General features: G+C 44.9%; 15 protein-coding genes. 11 read left to right on the plus strand and 4 right to left on the minus strand.

The features are described 5' to 3' along the window. Both HBAL_RS04220 and HBAL_RS04225 read left to right on the plus strand, forming a co-directional pair. On the plus strand, positions 1-1410 hold the full coding sequence (locus tag HBAL_RS04220; protein ID WP_015826682.1) for an anthranilate synthase component I family protein: 1410 nt from the start codon (positions 1-3) through the stop codon (positions 1408-1410). Next, positions 1403-2212 (plus strand): aminotransferase class IV, encoded by an 810-nt coding sequence (locus tag HBAL_RS04225; protein WP_015826683.1) that lies wholly within the window; start codon positions 1403-1405, stop codon positions 2210-2212. Before HBAL_RS04220 ends, HBAL_RS04225 begins: the two co-directional genes overlap by 8 nt. A 19-nt stretch (positions 2213-2231) precedes the next feature. On the opposite strand, the gene HBAL_RS04230 is transcribed toward HBAL_RS04225, so the two are convergent. The 3 genes from HBAL_RS04230 to HBAL_RS04240 all read right to left on the minus strand — a co-directional run bounded on the left by HBAL_RS04230 (position 2232) and on the right by HBAL_RS04240 (position 3880). Beyond that, a complete protein-coding gene (locus HBAL_RS04230) occupies positions 2232-2795 on the minus strand; it encodes a TadE/TadG family type IV pilus assembly protein (RefSeq protein WP_015826684.1) in 564 nt (187 codons plus the stop codon). After that, entirely contained in the window at positions 2795-3355 is a 561-nt protein-coding gene (locus HBAL_RS04235; RefSeq protein WP_015826685.1) for a TadE/TadG family type IV pilus assembly protein, read from the minus strand. Before HBAL_RS04235 ends, HBAL_RS04230 begins: the two co-directional genes overlap by 1 nt. 126 nt (positions 3356-3481) lie before the next feature. Further along, positions 3482-3880 (minus strand): pilus assembly protein N-terminal domain-containing protein, encoded by a 399-nt coding sequence (locus HBAL_RS04240; RefSeq protein ID WP_149037358.1) that lies wholly within the window; start codon positions 3878-3880, stop codon positions 3482-3484. A gap of 432 nt (positions 3881-4312) precedes the next feature. Here HBAL_RS04240 and HBAL_RS04245 point away from each other — a divergent pair, with 432 nt between their 5' ends. The 9 genes from HBAL_RS04245 to HBAL_RS04285 all read left to right on the plus strand — a co-directional run bounded on the left by HBAL_RS04245 (position 4313) and on the right by HBAL_RS04285 (position 14403). Beyond that, entirely contained in the window at positions 4313-4492 is a 180-nt protein-coding gene (locus HBAL_RS04245; RefSeq protein ID WP_015826687.1) for a Flp family type IVb pilin, read from the plus strand. 192 nt (positions 4493-4684) lie between these two features. Next, positions 4685-5194: an A24 family peptidase gene (locus HBAL_RS04250; protein ID WP_015826688.1), complete on the plus strand. Its 510-nt coding sequence runs from the start codon at positions 4685-4687 to the stop codon at positions 5192-5194. 83 nt (positions 5195-5277) lie between these two features. Beyond that, positions 5278-6243, plus strand: a complete 966-nt coding sequence (gene cpaB / locus HBAL_RS04255; protein WP_015826689.1) for a Flp pilus assembly protein CpaB — start codon at positions 5278-5280, stop codon at positions 6241-6243. Between the two features lie 23 nt (positions 6244-6266). Continuing rightward, positions 6267-7853, plus strand: a complete 1587-nt coding sequence (locus tag HBAL_RS04260) for a type II and III secretion system protein family protein (RefSeq protein ID WP_049763187.1) — start codon at positions 6267-6269, stop codon at positions 7851-7853. A gap of 13 nt (positions 7854-7866) precedes the next feature. Then, positions 7867-8523: a CpaD family pilus assembly protein gene (locus HBAL_RS04265; RefSeq protein ID WP_015826691.1), complete on the plus strand. Its 657-nt coding sequence runs from the start codon at positions 7867-7869 to the stop codon at positions 8521-8523. Positions 8524-8550: 27 nt separating this feature from the next. Continuing rightward, the gene (locus HBAL_RS04270; protein WP_015826692.1) at positions 8551-10839 is read left to right on the plus strand and encodes an AAA family ATPase; all 2289 of its coding nucleotides are present in this window, start codon (positions 8551-8553) and stop codon (positions 10837-10839) included. 9 nt (positions 10840-10848) lie between these two features. Beyond that, positions 10849-12378 carry a CpaF family protein gene (locus tag HBAL_RS04275; protein ID WP_015826693.1) on the plus strand — a complete coding sequence of 510 codons (1530 nt, stop codon included), beginning with the start codon at positions 10849-10851 and terminating at the stop codon, positions 12376-12378. After that, entirely contained in the window at positions 12378-13373 is a 996-nt protein-coding gene (locus HBAL_RS04280) for a type II secretion system F family protein (protein ID WP_015826694.1), read from the plus strand. Before HBAL_RS04275 ends, HBAL_RS04280 begins: the two co-directional genes overlap by 1 nt. Before the next feature lie 28 nt (positions 13374-13401). Beyond that, positions 13402-14403 (plus strand): type II secretion system F family protein, encoded by a 1002-nt coding sequence (locus HBAL_RS04285; protein WP_015826695.1) that lies wholly within the window; start codon positions 13402-13404, stop codon positions 14401-14403. 137 nt (positions 14404-14540) lie between these two features. On the opposite strand, the gene HBAL_RS04290 is transcribed toward HBAL_RS04285, so the two are convergent. Beyond that, positions 14541-15362, minus strand: coding sequence for a tetratricopeptide repeat protein (locus HBAL_RS04290; RefSeq protein WP_015826696.1), 822 nt, complete (start codon positions 15360-15362; stop codon positions 14541-14543). Between the last annotated feature and the right edge of the window lie 78 nt (positions 15363-15440).

Consider the following 15440-nt stretch of genomic DNA (forward strand, 5'->3'; position numbering starts at 1 on the left):
ATGCAAGACACTGCGAACAAGCACTTCAAGACATATGATTTTCAATACGCTGACCCTATTGAGGTGTTTGCGCCTTTGAGGGATCTGCCTTTTGCAATGTTGATGCACGGCAAGGGCAAGCGGTGGAGTTATATTTGTGCGCAGCCATTGCAAACCGTCATTTTTCAAAGTGATGATGTGCAGGAAGTTTGTGCGCTAGAAACATTGGAAGCCAGTCTAAAAGAATTGAATTTTGAACGTCCATTGGGCGCACCACCATTTTGTGGTGGTTGGGCTGGCTTGGTAAGTTATGAATACGGGCGTCAGCTTTTACCAAAGCTTGAAAATGGTCCAGAACACAGTCAATGGCCTGATCTTGCGTTGGCGCTGTATGACCAAGTTCTTGCTTTTGATCATGAAGAACAGAAGGCCACTTTGTATGTCTGGGATTGGGCTCAAAGAGAGGGCGTCAATGCAAGAGACGTGTCTCTACACCATGTATTGCAGGCGGGTATGGCGGGGTTGGATAATTGGTGCGGGCCTTTAAGCCAGAGGCCGCCAGAGCCAAGAGAGAAAATTCAAGATTATGAAAATAAGATAGCTAGAACAGTTGCCTATATTCATGCGGGTGATTGTTTTCAGTCCAACATTTCACAAGCATTTGACTTTAGGCTTAAAAGCGATGCTCATCCCTATCATTTGATCAAACGGCTAAATCAAAGCAGTGCTGCGCCATTTTCATCTTATTTTAGGCTGGAGAATTTGGCATTGGCTTCAAATTCGCCGGAACGATTTTTGAAAACGAGGCGTGGAATTGATGGTGAGCTGTATGTCTCTACCAAGCCCATCAAAGGCACGCGGCCGCGCGGTGACACCCCAGACAAGGATGTGGCTTTGGCGTCCCAATTGTTGGCGTCCGAAAAAGATCTTGCGGAAAATCTCATGATTGTTGATCTCATGCGTAATGACCTGTCGAAAGTCTGCGTGCCGGGATCTGTAAAAGTACCTAAATTGAGCGCATTGGAAAGTTTCGCAAATGTGCATCACTTGGTTTCAACAGTTGTAGGGCGGGTTCAAGTTGATAAAGGTGTGGTCGATTTACTGCGTGCTGCATTTCCGGGGGGGTCGATTACCGGGGCACCTAAAATTAGAGCAATGCAAATTATAGCGGAACTGGAAGATGCCGCGCGCGGGCCTTATTGTGGATCATTGCTTTGGATATCTCCTGATGGATGTATGGATTCATCAATTCTCATTCGTTCGACAGCATTTGTTGAGGAAGAAGGTGGGTGGCGCGGAGAATTTCGGGTTGGCGGTGGAATCGTTGCGGATTCTGATCCTACTGAGGAATATCTGGAGACGATTGATAAGGGGCGTGCTCTTGTTTACGCGCTAACAGATATGTCTGCACAGGAAGAGCGCAATGATTGATCAAGTCTGGCTAAATGGTGAGTGGCTAGCACCTGAAATTGCTAAGATCTCGACATATGACCGAGGTTTCCTACTTGGTGATAGCTGCTTTGAGACTCTGTATTTCAATGGGCGGGAAATTGAAGGTAAAGCTGAACATTTGCAGCTTTTGAAGAAATCTATTGAGGTGCTGAAAATAGAGAATGTTCTTGCGGATGATGTTGTCTTCAAAGCATTGGAGGCAGCTGAGACCATCTTGAAAGAGGAGAAAATCACAGAGGCGAGTGTGAGATTGACTCTAAGCCGTGGTTTAGGACGAGGTGCTGAAGTTCTCGGCAAACCGAATATGGTGTTGCAAATGTTTGAGATTGGCGCGGGTCGACCGTTTTCCGCGTTGAAGCTAATAACTTCTCCCATTCGTCGCAATGAAACCTCTCCGCTCACTTTCATTAAGGCTGGATGTTATGGAGATCATCTGGCTGCATTGCGTTTTGCCAAAGACAATGGAGGCGATGAGGCGTTGATGCTGAACACTAAAGACAATGTAGCGGGGCTCGCCATGGGAAATATTGTTTTGGTGCATCAAGATGAAATTATAACGCCGCCTATCAAAGATGGGGTAAGGGCGGGGTATATGCGTACCCGTGTGTTGCAGCAAGCGAATAAGCAGGCGCTAAAAGTGACGGAGCGTTCTGTTTCAATAGATGACATTTTGTCTGCTAAATATCACATTTTTGGATTGAATAGTCTGTGGGGGGTACGGCCTGTCGCATCAGTGGATAATGTGCGAATGCCTATAATGAATGCAGTATTGTTGGGGTGAAGATTGCTAATTGCTTTGATTAGCAATTTCCCGGATTGGATTTTGAGCCTATCCAAGCCACTTTATCTGATTGACGTGGGCGTAAATAGAAATGTTGCGAGAGTTTCGAAACGGATGAAATGACGTATTGGAAAGGTGTGTCATAGTCATATTCTATCTCGGCGAATATTACAGATCCATTGCTTGGCATAATGCCAGAATCGACGGTCAATTCTTTCCCCGAAGCGTAAGCTGCCATACCATTGCGGCCTTGGCTCCATTCCACGACGGCTTTTCCAGATTTGCTGTCTTCTACAACGCTTGAAAGTCTCATTTTGACTGTTGAAGCGTTTTTAGGCCGGATTATGCGACTGGATGCATAAAATATGTCTTCAACTTCGCAATAATTTACTTCACTGGTTCTTGCGACCAAATCTGCAATTGTGCTTGCTGTGGATGTAACGCGGCGATCAGCTTCGACAAGTAAAGATATTTCGATTGTGCCAAAAAATAACACGGTCAGCAAAGGCAGACATAGTGCAAACTCAAGTGCAGCAACGCCTTCGTCATTTTTCCAGAACTGTTTTATAAAGTTAATCAACATCAGAATGGTTCATTTCTGAAAACAGCAGTTGAATGGAGCAAGCGCTTGCCGTCGTTCATATTCTTTAAAGCGGACGACATAATAGGAGTGATTAGGCTCCACTCATAATAGACTTGAACAAGCACAATTTCACTTGGACCGCCTGGATTATATTGGAAATTATTTTGGAGTGTTCCGTCCTCATTTAGGGGAAGGGTGTCTCCGGCATTACTCGCGACAAAATCTTCATATCTTTGAACATCAATGTGAAGTCGGTTGCTACAATCCAGCAAATCAAAAAGATTTCCGCAGACCAGTGTTGCAAAATCGCTTTTAACAGCAGCTTTGCTTTGCAATTCGCCTGTTCTAATTTGGCGAGACGCTTGAGTAACCCCATAATCTAGTGTCGTGGTCATGAAAAAGATCAATGCTATTTCAAGTAGACCAAAGACGAGTAGAAAAAATGGAGCTGCAATCAGGGCAAACTCAACAGCAACAATCCCTTCTTTGTTTTTAGCAAAATCGTTTAGTCGATTTCGCCAAAGACGCAGTTGAGGTTTTTTTTTGTGTTTTGTGCACATGGGGCGTCACGTCACCTTAGAATTGCAATATGTATTTCAGAATATCAAAAATAGATGAAGTAATTCTTGTTTGGGTGTGTGGAATTTAGACTTTTCTTATTAACATAAGAAAAGTCATTATATTAGTTACATGCCTGAATTTACAGGGCGGCATTTATTGCTACATGCGTACGTGTTTGTTTCTTGGCCACGTGCGACTGTTAGAGTGCCTGAACCTGTACGTTCTGAAACCATTAATTGGCTCTTGTGTATCGGGCGTCCTACTGAGTCCAATACGATCAAATTTGTTGTGCCAAATGACAAACCGGTCAGAAGCAAAGTGTGATTGTCGTGAACAGCGACTGTCGCGACATCTGGGTTTCCGACAATAATGCTTCCCATTGGTGTGCCTAAATGAAGAAGCTGAGTTTGGTCGATATATACATCAATCTCATTTTCTTGGGCTGGATTTGCAGCTTCTGACACCATGGTCATAGATGAGGCAAGTGCAGCGATAGCGGCGATTTTAAAAAAATTGAAAGCCATAATAACTCCTGTTTTCGCCACATAAAGCGAATTTACAGGCATCATATCCCCTAAAATTGAATCAAAACCTAAGGAATTGGGACATAAAAGTTTTTCAATCACTTTTTGACACCCTTATATAGGGCAGAGCTCTGGGGGGAGGGTGGTAAACGTGACTGTCTTTTATCTACTCATACATTCTACCGAAAATATGACATTCGACTGTTTGGAGTATGGATAAGTTAACCATAAGTAAAGGGTAAACCAAACCTTACTTAATTGGCCAATAATCTTATGGTAAACAAGTAATTACTCATTTACCAGACAAGTTTTTGTATAGATAAACGTCGATTTCATCAATCTATTCTATAAACAACTCAACCGCCACCGAGAAGACATAAATAACGGGGTGGGAAAACATATGCCATGTAAACAAAATGCGGAGAATACAAAATGAAAAACCTTATGAAAAAATTCTTTAAAGACGAGTCTGGTGCAACTGCTATCGAGTACGGTCTAATTGCTGCTCTTATCTCTGTTGCTATCATCGGTGGTGTTTCTACTGTTGGTACAAAAACAAGTGCAACATTTGATGCTGTTTCTGAAAAATTGGTTGAAGCTCCATCTACATAATGAATTTATAGGACTCTTTAGGGTTCTGACATTGAAGCCGTCGGTTTATTCCGGCGGCTTTTTTTGTGTTCGAAGTTCTGGTCTTCTGGTGAGCTCTTGGCTAAGAGACGAAGTAACCTAAAATTCACCAAAATTATTTAAGCCCTTACTCATGAATTGGTCGTCGCACCAATAGGGGAAGTGAGAAGGCGTATGATTATCCCAATATCTGCAGGAATATTTGCGGCATTGCTTGTTTATGCGGCCTGTCATGATGTGTTTGATCGCACCATTCCCAATTGGGTTTCGATCTTAATTGCAATTTTATTTCTGCCAACGGCCTATTTTGCTGAACTGTCTTTGGAGCAATTTGGGTGGCATGCGCTTGTTGGTGCAATCGCCTTAATCATTGGTATTGCTCTATTTTACTTGCGGATTTGGGGCGGCGGTGATGCAAAACTCGTGGCGGCTGTATCTTTGTGGATGGGGCTACAGGCCGAGCCTACATTTTTAGCAGCCTTCGCGATCGCAGGCGGTTTAATCGCTCTGCCCCTCATCATTATTCGCCGCATGAAATTTGAACCCAAAAATGACCGACTAGCGAAGATGCTTGATACAAAAAAAGTCCCTTACGGAGTTGCTATTGCGGCCGGAGCGTTTTGGGCCGCGCCTCAATCTTTTGTTCTTATGCAAGCAATTAACTCTATTGGGGCGTCTCAATAGTCTCAAGAATTAACGATGCGTTTAGGACATATGTGGAATTGTAGAGAAGAAAAATGGAGTCCGTGGGACTTTAGGAGAATAAAATGCCAGTAATGCGCCTCGTTATATTGCTTATTGCAGCTGCTGCAGCAGTGTCTGCAGCTTTTCTCGTTAACGGGATGCAGAGTTCCTCTACGCCTGCTGTTATTCCAATCCAAACTGCGACTTTGAGTGAAGTTGGGCAAGCAGAACAAATTCCTGTCCTAAAAGTTCTTGTTGCAACAACTGATTTAAAAGTTGGCCAGTTTGTAAAAGAGGGTCAGTTAAGTTGGCAGTCTTGGCCCGAGGAATCTAATACATCCTCCTTCTTTACTGAAGAAATGAGTCCTGATGCTATCGAGGCTATGCAGGGGGCGGTTGTACGCACAAATATGATGGCTGGTGAGCCTTTGACCTCTGAAAAAGTTGTGCATCCAGGTGAGGCAGGCTTTATGGCTGCTGTTTTGACGCCAGGTATGCGCGCTGTTGCTGTTGAGATCTCAGCTGAAACAGCAGCAGGTGGGTTCATCTTTCCAAATGATCATGTTGATGTGCTTCTCACTTTTGAAGTGGATGTAGAGCGCCCAACTGGCATCACTGAAGAAACCGCCATAGATACAATACTCAACAATGTACGTGTTCTGGCAATTGATGGATATTACAGACCTGTTGAAGAAGAAGCTGGTGACGCCGTTGTTGGACATCGCGCGACTCTGGAGCTCAGCAAACAGGACGCTATGGTTTTGATGGCCGCTCAAGAACGGGGCGACCTTTCTTTAGTGTTGAGATCTATTAGTGAGTTGAGTGGTCCTTCTGGTGCGACGGCTAATGGTCTAGCTATGGCGTCTCGCCGTGGTGCTGGTTCTGATGGCGTAAGAGTTTTTCAAAAAGGCGTGAGTGTATCACCGATGAGTGCACCTGCTGGCATCGTACAGCGCAATCAAAACCAACAATCATCAGAAAATAGTGAATTTAAAAGTATGGGTGGGAGCGAATTACCTAGCCCTCAATATACCGAGGATGGCGCGTAAGTGTGGCTATGGGAATGACAGCTATGATTAAAAAAATTCTATTATCTGCGTGTGTTGCTGCCATCGGTTTTGGCAGTGAAAGTGCGTTTGCACAGAACAGTCTTGCAGGCGGTGTCAGTGAAACTATCCGAGTACGTGTGACTGAGCCGGGCCAAAGTGCCACTTCACGAACATTGAACCTTTCTCAAAACAAAACGGCTGTGCTTGAGTTTGAAGAAGATGTTGATGACATTTTGGTTGCCAATCCTGAGATAGCAGACGTACTTGCCCGCTCCAAGCGCCGCATAGCTGTTCTTGCCAAGGGAAAAGGCGAAAGCAGTATCATCTTTACAAATGCTCAGGGTAAAGAAATTTTATCATTAGATGTCATTGTCGCTGGTCAGGGCGTCAGTGAATTACAAGCGTTGATTGAGCAATATGTTCCACGTTCAGCGATCAAAGCTGAATTTGTGAATGGTGCCATTGTTTTGGCTGGAAAATCGCCAAGTCTTTCAGATGCGGATATGGCCATTCAATTGGCGCAGCAATTTGTTGTCGATGATAGCCCTGTTATCAATATGATTTCTATTGAGGGCAAAGACCAAGTTTTGCTTAAAGTGCGTATCGTTGAGATGCAGCGGTCCGTAATAAAGCAGTTGGGTGTAAACCTTTCAGGCTCTATGAATATTGGTGAATTGGCCAATAAAAGTGTTCAAACAGCATATGACGCTGTGACGGGTGAAGTCTTATTAGATGCCGCCGGAGAGGCTTTGCAAGTTCTTGCTCCGGCAGCGCCTTGGGATCAGTCTGTCAGTTTTGGAACATCCAATTCATTGGGTATATCTGGTGAATCTCTTGGTGGAATGAGCCTTAGCCCAAGTTACAACAATTATGTTGGAGACAAATTACAAAGTTCGGCTGGCTTCTCTGTGGATATGCTAGAGCGTATCGGATTGGTGCGAACTTTAGCAGAACCCAATCTGACAGCTCTATCGGGTGAAAGTGCTAAATTCCTTGCCGGTGGTGAATTTCCTGTCCCTTCTGAAGTCGATAGCGATGGTGAAGTCGTTCTAGAATTTAAACCTTTCGGTGTGGGACTAGGATTTACGCCAGTTGTGCTTTCTGAAAGCCGTATTTCCATGCGTATTTCTACGGAAGTATCAGAGCTGACCAGTACGGGCGGATACCAAATTGGTGGAACAACTTATGTCGATGGTGCGGGAAATACTGTTTCCACGCCCGCCGTTGTTATTCCTGCATTGAAAGTTAGACGTGCAGATACAACAGTTGAAATGCCTTCTGGTGGTTCTCTTGTTATTGCTGGGTTGATTCAAGAACAAACGAGCCAAGCAATGGATAAGGTTCCTGGTGTTGGAAATTTACCTGTTATCGGTTCTTTGTTTCGGTCGCGGGAATTTCAGAACAACGAAACCGAATTGGTTGTGATCGTAACACCATATCTGGTGGACCCGACAGATCCGAAAAAATTACGTTCTCCTGATGATGGATATGTTGCTGCGAAAGACGCGAAAGCTATTTTCTTCGGTAAAATGAATGAAGTCTACGCAGTCGAGGGCGCTGATGTAGAAGAAACTGCCGGCATTAACGGTGCTGGTTTCATCTTTGATTGATAAAGGGGCGAATATGAGCAACTGGAAAACACTCGCGCTTCTTGGCGCATCAATGATCGCTGTTTCTGCATGTAGTCAGTCTCAGGAAAATATTGATATTGCGACGGGTAACCATCGTGAAATCGAAGTTAAAGAACAAACGCATTATTTGGAATTGACCGAACTTGGAGTGGGACATCTTACACCGGCAGATCGAAGACGTGTTGAACTCTTTGTCGAAAATTTCGCTGATGATGGATATGGCCCAATTGTACTAAGTGCGCCAGATGGCTCTCGTGAAGCTGTTAGAGCCATTACGTCTATTCGTTCCATACTATCAAGAGCAGGCGTGCTGCCTGACAATATAACCGTTGGTGGCTATCAGCCGGCGGCGGGTAATGCTGCACCTCTTGTTCTCGCTTATAAATCTTATCAAGCTCATGTGCCCGGATGTTCGACTGTGAATGAACATGATTGGACTGACCTGAGAAGTAATTCTTCGGTAGGCAGTTTTGGCTGTGCGGTGAATGAGAATATTGCGATGATGATTGCCAAGCCGGGAGACCTGTTGGGCGAAAGAAAAATTGGCGATGGAGATTCCTCCCGCCAACTAACCGTATATGAAAAATACCGATTGGGTCAGAGTACCGCTTCATCTCAAGAAGCCGATGGTAGCAGTACGCAACAATAGACCGTAGAAGATTTTAGGAGGGCTCATATGACAGATCCCAACGACACGCTTGATGATGAAACATATGAGTCTCTTATCGAAGAACTAGGACTCGATTTGGACATTGATGAGCCAATTGGCCAGTTTGAGAAAGATGAATTGCATTCTTCTGCAGGTGAAGCAGATGGCAGCGATATTCTGTTTCAAAATGATGTGGACACATCTCCTCGAGATGATGAAAATGGTGTTGAAATTTCGGCTGATTTATTGGCTGAACTTCAAAGTGTCATTGGTGGAAGTGAGCTGACTCCTTCTGAGTTTAACGAAGAGGCCACGTTTGCCGAAGATCCAATTCAAGTGTCCCGAGAAGTTAGTGATGCAAAACCGGTAGACCTTGCTGCGGCAATGATGGGGCATGTCGTCAAAGATGAAAAAACTCATGACATCGAAGCGGTTGATCTCGATGATGAAAATGATTTTGACGACTTGAATGATGAGGAAGAGGTTTCCGTTTTCGACGGGCTTGACCTATCAGAAGAAGCTTTGTCCAGAGATCCAGACGAGTTTGAACTCGACATTGAGCCCGAAACTGAAAACGAAGATGAATGGGTATCTGATACAGCATCAGATAAAGTCTCGTCCAGTTTTTCAGATTTAGACAGTATTCTGGAAAATGCACTATCAAAAGATTTTGAACCGCCATTGGACGATGCAGACCAGTATACAGACCGTTTGAGCCAATCAAACATATCTTCTGCGTCTGCTCCAGATTTTAGCGAATTGGAAGTACCTGATACGTCTTCAACTGGTGCTGATTTTGAGGCATTTGAAGAGCCTGAAAATTCTCCTTCTTCAAGAAGCCATTCTAGTCCAGTTGAAACTGAAATGCCGGCATTTGAAGATGATTTTGATGCAGATGATAATCATTTTAGTTTAGAAGATTTTGCTGATGACTTTGGCGAGGAAGTGAGCCAAAGCCCCGAAATACCGACCAAAGCGGTTCAGCCTTCAACTGTGCTGCCAAGATCTGATTTAGGCTTAACTTCGTCGGCTCAAAACGAAGAATATATCCCATCCATAGAAACTGATGCTGCTTCAATGGATGATGATGAAGATGTTGATTTTGCTCTGACGCAAGCAGAAGGTGGGGATCGTGTTATTCCTCGCATCACTATCCATGCTTTTTGTCAGACTCAGATGTGTCAGCAAATGCTCAACAAATCCATGCAAGACCGCCGAATGGTGAATGTCACTGCGGATATTGTTGAAGGCGGTGTTGTTGCAGCAATCAACTATTATCAAGAACATGATTTGCCACATATGATTGTTGTGGAGTCTACAGCAAAGTCCGCAAAATTGTTGGCTGAGCTAGATGAACTCGCTCAATTATGTGATGAGACTGTAAAAGTGGTTGTCATTGGTGCTGCAAATGACATCCGTTTGTATCGTGAATTGATGGCGAGAGGTGTGTCTGAATACATCGTTCCTCCGCTTGAAACGGTGCAGTTAATTCGCGCAATTTCAAGTCAGTTTGCTGATCCAGAGCAACCATTTGTTGGAAAAACACTTGCAGTAACTGGCGTGAAGGGGGGCGTGGGTTCATCGACCATCGCTCATAACTTAGCGTGGGCGATTTCTGAACGATTGAAGCAAGCCACGACCCTTATCGACCTTGATTTGAATTTTGGGACGACTGGTCTCGATTTCAACAGTGAGTCAAACCAGACAATAGCTGATGCTTTGATGGCACCAGACAGATTTGACGATGCTGTTATGAACCGCTTGCTGACGCAAGCAACGGATAATCTATCCTTGTTTACTGCGCCAGCAAGTCTGGACCGCACCTATGATGTGGATGAAGAAACATACAGCATTGTTTTGAATAAAGTGCGTGAAACTGTGCCGTTTGTTGTTCTCGATCTTCCACATATCTGGACAGATTGGTTTAAAGGTACGGTCGTGTCTGCAGATGAAATCGTTGTTGTCGTGCAGCCTGATTTGGCATCACTTCGCAATGGTAAGAATTTAATAGATTTCCTCAAAGCTGCTCGTCCAAATGATAGCAAACCAAGATTGGTTATCAACCAAGTTGGTGTGCCTAAACGGCCTGAGATACCGGTGAAAGATTTTGCGCAAGCAATGGATTTAGAGCCAGATCTTGTTTTGCCATTTGATCCTCAACTATTTGGAACAGCTGCCAATAATGGGCAAATGATTGCCGATGTTGCTGAAGATTCTAAGTGTTCGCAAGGCATAGATTACTTGGCTTCATTGGTGACTGGCCGCGAAATCAAAGTTGAGCGCGGTAGCTTATTGAACAAATTGTTCAAGCGTTAGGGGTAGAGAATGTTTGGAAAAAAAACAGGATCATTTGGTGCTGGCCAAACGGCTCCTCCTAGACCGGCAGCACCGCCGGTAAAGCCCGAAAGTGTTGAGCCGCCGAAACCTGTTGTTTCTGAAAAGCAGGAGGCTTCTACACCGATTCCTGCGCCTCAAGCTTCGCCATCTCCTACACCTCCGCCGGTGAAGGCAAAGTCTGCGCCGCCGCTTGTGAAAAAGGAAAAAGCCAAACCTGCCAAGTCTGAGGATGAAGGGCGTTCTGAGGAATATTATCTGGTAAAAACAGAGATATTCAATGCTTTGATAGATACAATTGATTTGTCTCAACTGGCACAATTGGATCAAGAGAGCGCACGCGAAGAAATTCGCGACATCGTTATCGAGATCATTTCAATTAAAAATGTGGTGATGTCTTTAGCCGAGCAGGAAGTGCTGCTTGAAGATATCTGTAATGATGTTCTTGGGTATGGTCCGCTTGAGCCGCTTTTAGCGCGTGATGATATCGCTGATATCATGGTGAATGGTGCAAATTGTACCTACATTGAGGTCAACGGAAAGATTGAGCGCACGAATATCCGTTTCCGTGATAACGGCCAGTTGATGAATATCTGTCAGCGGATCGTGTCGCAGGTTGGTCGTCGTGTGGATGAATCCAGCCCTATTTGTGATGCGCGTTTGGCAGATGGTTCACGTGTAAACGTTATTGCGCCGCCGCTCGCGATTGATGGTCCAACACTGACCATTCGTAAGTTTAGAAAAGACAAGCTGACTATTCAAAACCTTGTCGAATTTGGCGCGATTTCGCCTGCAGGTGCAGAGATATTGCGTATCATCGGGACGTCACGTTGCAATGTGTTGATCTCAGGCGGTACGGGTTCTGGTAAGACAACTCTTCTCAACTGTTTGACTGCCTTTATTGAGCCGGGTGAGCGCGTGATTACGTGTGAAGATGCCGCGGAACTTCAGCTTCAGCAGCCCCACGTTGTTCGCCTAGAGACACGCCCTCCAAATATCGAGGGACAGGGTAAGGTAACAATGACCGACCTTGTGAAAAACTGTCTGCGTATGCGTCCAGACCGTATTATTGTGGGTGAGGTGCGTGGACCTGAAGCGTTTGACTTGCTTCAAGCGATGAACACAGGTCACGATGGTTCAATGGGAACACTCCACGCTAACACGCCGCGTGAAGGTTTATCACGTGTGGAATCCATGATCACGATGGGTGGTTTTGCTCTTCCTCAGCGCACGATACGTGAAATGATTGTTGGTTCGATTGATGTTGTTATTCAGGCGACCCGTCTTCGTGATGGGTCAAGAAAGATTGTATCTATTTCAGAGGTGATGGGGCTCGAGGGTGACGTAATCGTGACTCAAGATGTTCTTCGCTATGAAATTGATGGTGAAGATAAAAACGGCAAGCTTATTGGTCGTCACCGTGGAACCGGTGTTGGTCGGCCTCGTTTTTGGGAACGTGCCAAATATTATAATTTGGAAGCAGAGCTCGGGCTTGCACTGGATCAGTTGGAGACAGCGTGATGGATCAGACGATGATAGTCTACCTCATTGCAGGTTTGGCTTTTGTGAGTGTAGTCGGCGTTGGATTTGCGTTTACTGGTGGCGGCACGACCAAAGCCCAGCAAAAGCGCTTTAAACAAGTGGCCGTCGGTGCTGGATCTGGTGGTAAGAAAAACTCTTCTGTTGATGCGACCCTGATGCGTCGCAAGCAGATGCAAGATTCGATGAAGACCTTGCGCGAACGTGAAAATAAACGCCGTAAGGATACGCGAGGACGTACGATAAAAGATAAGCTCGCACAGGCTGGATGGACGATTGAGCCAGCTATGTTTTGGGTTTTGTCTGCTGTTACAGGTGTTGTTGTTGCCGGAATAACTTTTGTTCTGGGACAGACCCCACTTATTATTGCTGGTGCGGGTTTTGCTGGCGCATTGGGGCTTCCTCGTTGGGTCGTTGGCATGGGCATTAGTGCACGACAAAAGAAGTTCACGCAGCAATTTTCTGATGGAATTGATGTTATCGTTCGCGGTGTGAAATCTGGATTACCACTTATTGAATGTTTGAGGATTATTGCTTCTGAATCGCCTGCGCCGTTAGGCACTGAGTTCAAGCGTGTCATTGATGCTATTCAAATGGGAACGACCGTCGAGAAATCTTTATCCAATATGTATAATCGGATGCCTCTGCCAGAAGTGAATTTCTTCGGGATTGTGATCGGCATTCAACAGCAATCTGGTGGTAATCTATCCGAAGCGTTGGGCAATTTGTCTGAAGTGCTTCGATCTCGCAAAATGTTGGCTGAAAAGGTCAAAGCACTTTCATCAGAAGCCAAAGCATCCGCAATGATTATTGGTGCCTTGCCGATTGCCGTTATGATTTTGGTCTATTTTTCTTCACCCGACTATATCACGCTCTTATTTACCCATCCGACAGGACATTTCATGCTGATGGTGGGAGCGGGGCTCATGGGGGCCGGTATTTTCGTGATGAAACAGATGATGAAGTTGGACGTTTAAAACAAGCTCAAGAAAGAATGTTGTTAAAATGATTGAGTCATTTACAGATCCCGGATTTCTTGCTGCATTGTTGGCTGGGCTTGCAAGCTTTGCCACCATTTTGACAATTGCTGCGCCAGCACTCAAAGGCAATAAGCTAGAGACTCGGCTAAAATCGGTGTCTAACCGCCGAGAAGAACTACGCCGGAAAAGCCGAGAACAACTGAAAGATAAATCTCTTCGCCGTAAGGATGAGGGGATGATGCGTAATGTCGTTGATAAGCTTGATCTTCAATCGCTGTTGCGTGACGACAATCTTGAGAAAGCACTTGTTCAGGCAGGGCTTCGTGGACCGCGCCCTGTGTCGGCTTTCTATTTTGCGCGGTTTGCGCTTCCATTTTTACTCGGGCTTTTGACGTTTCTGTATCTACATTTCGTGAATGATTTCGATTTGAATTTTCAATTGCAAATGTGTGCTGTGATGTTTGGGGCTGCCGCTGGTTTCTACGCGCCCAACATGTATTTGACGAATAGGGCAGATAAACGCAAAGCATCTATCATGAAGGCGTTTCCCGATAGCTTGGATATGATGTTGATTTGTGTTGAGTCAGGAATGTCCATTGAATCCGCTTTCGCCAAAGTTGGAGAAGAGGTTGGAACTGCTTCTGTTGAGCTTGCTGAGGAACTTGGCTTGACGACTGCGGAATTGTCTTATCTTCAGGAGCGCCGCCAAGCCTATGTGAATCTCGCTGATAGAACCAATCACCCAGGTATAAAATCTGTTGCTACAGCTTTGGTGCAGGCAGAGAAATACGGGACACCCATGGGGACAGCATTGAGAACAATGGCGAAAGAAAATCGTGAAATTCGCGTGCTGGAAGCGGAAAAGAAAGCAGCCGCTTTGCCGGCCAAACTTACAGTGCCTATGATTGTGTTTTTCCTTCCAGTTCTCTTTATCGTAATTGGAACGCCTGCATATATTCAGATAAAGAAACAAGACGCTGAACAAGGCGGTGAAGGTGTGAATCCTGTGGCTCAATCCGTGCAGTAAATTCTGAAAAATACTAATAAAACAATATCATAGAAAAGGCCGACACTATCAGATTGATAGTGTCGGCCTTTAATGTGTGAGCTGAATTTGAAATATCGACAGATTTGATATATAGTTTTTATAAGCTATTGATTTTGTTAATCTTGTTGCGTGTGGCGCAATGCATTCCAGCTTCTCGAAGATGGTGTAAGAAGTCTTTTGAAGTATTCAGAATTCGCCTGCACCATATGCGGCGGTAAATCTGCGGTTGATATTTCTTCCGCTTCCTTGAATTTACCTTGCACACCCAAGATAAGTGCTAGATTTAATCGCACGCGGGGGTCAACAAATTCATTTGATGCAATAGCATGACGCAATTTTGCTTCTGCTTCTTCAGGTTTGCCCTCAAGAGCTAAAGAAAGCGCATAATTTGCGAGGATGACTTGATTATCAGGAGATATATCGAGCGCTTTTGTGTAACGAAGCTGAGCTTTTTTATGGTCCCCTAATTGGTCTAGTGCAATTCCATACAAGGAGTATAACACCCAATCTTCTCCGTCGGGGACAGCATTATAGAGTGCGTTAGTTGCGCGGTCTGGGCGTCCAGTATCCATATGTGCTTTTGCTAGCGTTTTGGAAAGTTCAACATCGCCAGGGTGTAATGCAAGCGCTTGTGTGGCAACATCAACTGCACGTTCTGCGCTTCCGATGGCGCGAAGTGCGTTTGCAAACTCAGCGGCGGCTTCGTAATCGCTTGGGTTTAGGTCAAATTGATCACCCCAAAACTTGGCTTGAGTGATCATGTCGTGGTTTTTAATTTTTTGGCGTTCAACTTTGGATGCCGCAAGAATTTGCTTTTCATTGGCGACTTGCTCCATCATCTCTTCTTCTTTGCTCGTCGGCGGCTTTGTACACGCTGAAGCAAGGAAAAGAGCGCTACTTGATAGTAGAATAAAACGAGATATTGAGCTGGTAGCCATGACATGACCCCTAAGAGTTTGAGAAAGGGCGTTGATATAGTTTCAAGCCCTTACTATCGTGGTTTCAAGTCAATTATT

Origin of the sequence: Hirschia baltica ATCC 49814 (genome assembly GCF_000023785.1) — a bacterium.
Lineage (GTDB): Bacteria > Pseudomonadota > Alphaproteobacteria > Caulobacterales > Hyphomonadaceae > Hirschia > Hirschia baltica.

What these genes read in the sequence shown, in the direction of transcription:
- HBAL_RS04240 (WP_149037358.1), bottom strand. Translation starts at nt 3,880, where the DNA reads ATGGCTTTCAATTTTTTTAAAATCGCCGCTATCGCTGCACTTGCCTCA.
- HBAL_RS04235 (WP_015826685.1), bottom strand. Translation starts at nt 3,355, where the DNA reads ATGTGCACAAAACACAAAAAAAAACCTCAACTGCGTCTTTGGCGAAAT.
- HBAL_RS04260 (WP_049763187.1), top strand. Translation starts at nt 6,267, where the DNA reads ATGATTAAAAAAATTCTATTATCTGCGTGTGTTGCTGCCATCGGTTTT.
- HBAL_RS04225 (WP_015826683.1), top strand. Translation starts at nt 1,403, where the DNA reads ATGATTGATCAAGTCTGGCTAAATGGTGAGTGGCTAGCACCTGAAATT.
- HBAL_RS04245 (WP_015826687.1), top strand. Translation starts at nt 4,313, where the DNA reads ATGAAAAACCTTATGAAAAAATTCTTTAAAGACGAGTCTGGTGCAACT.
- HBAL_RS04270 (WP_015826692.1), top strand. Translation starts at nt 8,551, where the DNA reads ATGACAGATCCCAACGACACGCTTGATGATGAAACATATGAGTCTCTT.
- HBAL_RS04230 (WP_015826684.1), bottom strand. Translation starts at nt 2,795, where the DNA reads ATGTTGATTAACTTTATAAAACAGTTCTGGAAAAATGACGAAGGCGTT.
- HBAL_RS04285 (WP_015826695.1), top strand. Translation starts at nt 13,402, where the DNA reads ATGATTGAGTCATTTACAGATCCCGGATTTCTTGCTGCATTGTTGGCT.
- HBAL_RS04275 (WP_015826693.1), top strand. Translation starts at nt 10,849, where the DNA reads ATGTTTGGAAAAAAAACAGGATCATTTGGTGCTGGCCAAACGGCTCCT.
- HBAL_RS04290 (WP_015826696.1), bottom strand. Translation starts at nt 15,362, where the DNA reads ATGGCTACCAGCTCAATATCTCGTTTTATTCTACTATCAAGTAGCGCT.
- cpaB (WP_015826689.1), top strand. Translation starts at nt 5,278, where the DNA reads ATGCCAGTAATGCGCCTCGTTATATTGCTTATTGCAGCTGCTGCAGCA.
- HBAL_RS04280 (WP_015826694.1), top strand. Translation starts at nt 12,378, where the DNA reads ATGGATCAGACGATGATAGTCTACCTCATTGCAGGTTTGGCTTTTGTG.
- HBAL_RS04220 (WP_015826682.1), top strand. Translation starts at nt 1, where the DNA reads ATGCAAGACACTGCGAACAAGCACTTCAAGACATATGATTTTCAATAC.
- HBAL_RS04250 (WP_015826688.1), top strand. Translation starts at nt 4,685, where the DNA reads ATGATTATCCCAATATCTGCAGGAATATTTGCGGCATTGCTTGTTTAT.
- HBAL_RS04265 (WP_015826691.1), top strand. Translation starts at nt 7,867, where the DNA reads ATGAGCAACTGGAAAACACTCGCGCTTCTTGGCGCATCAATGATCGCT.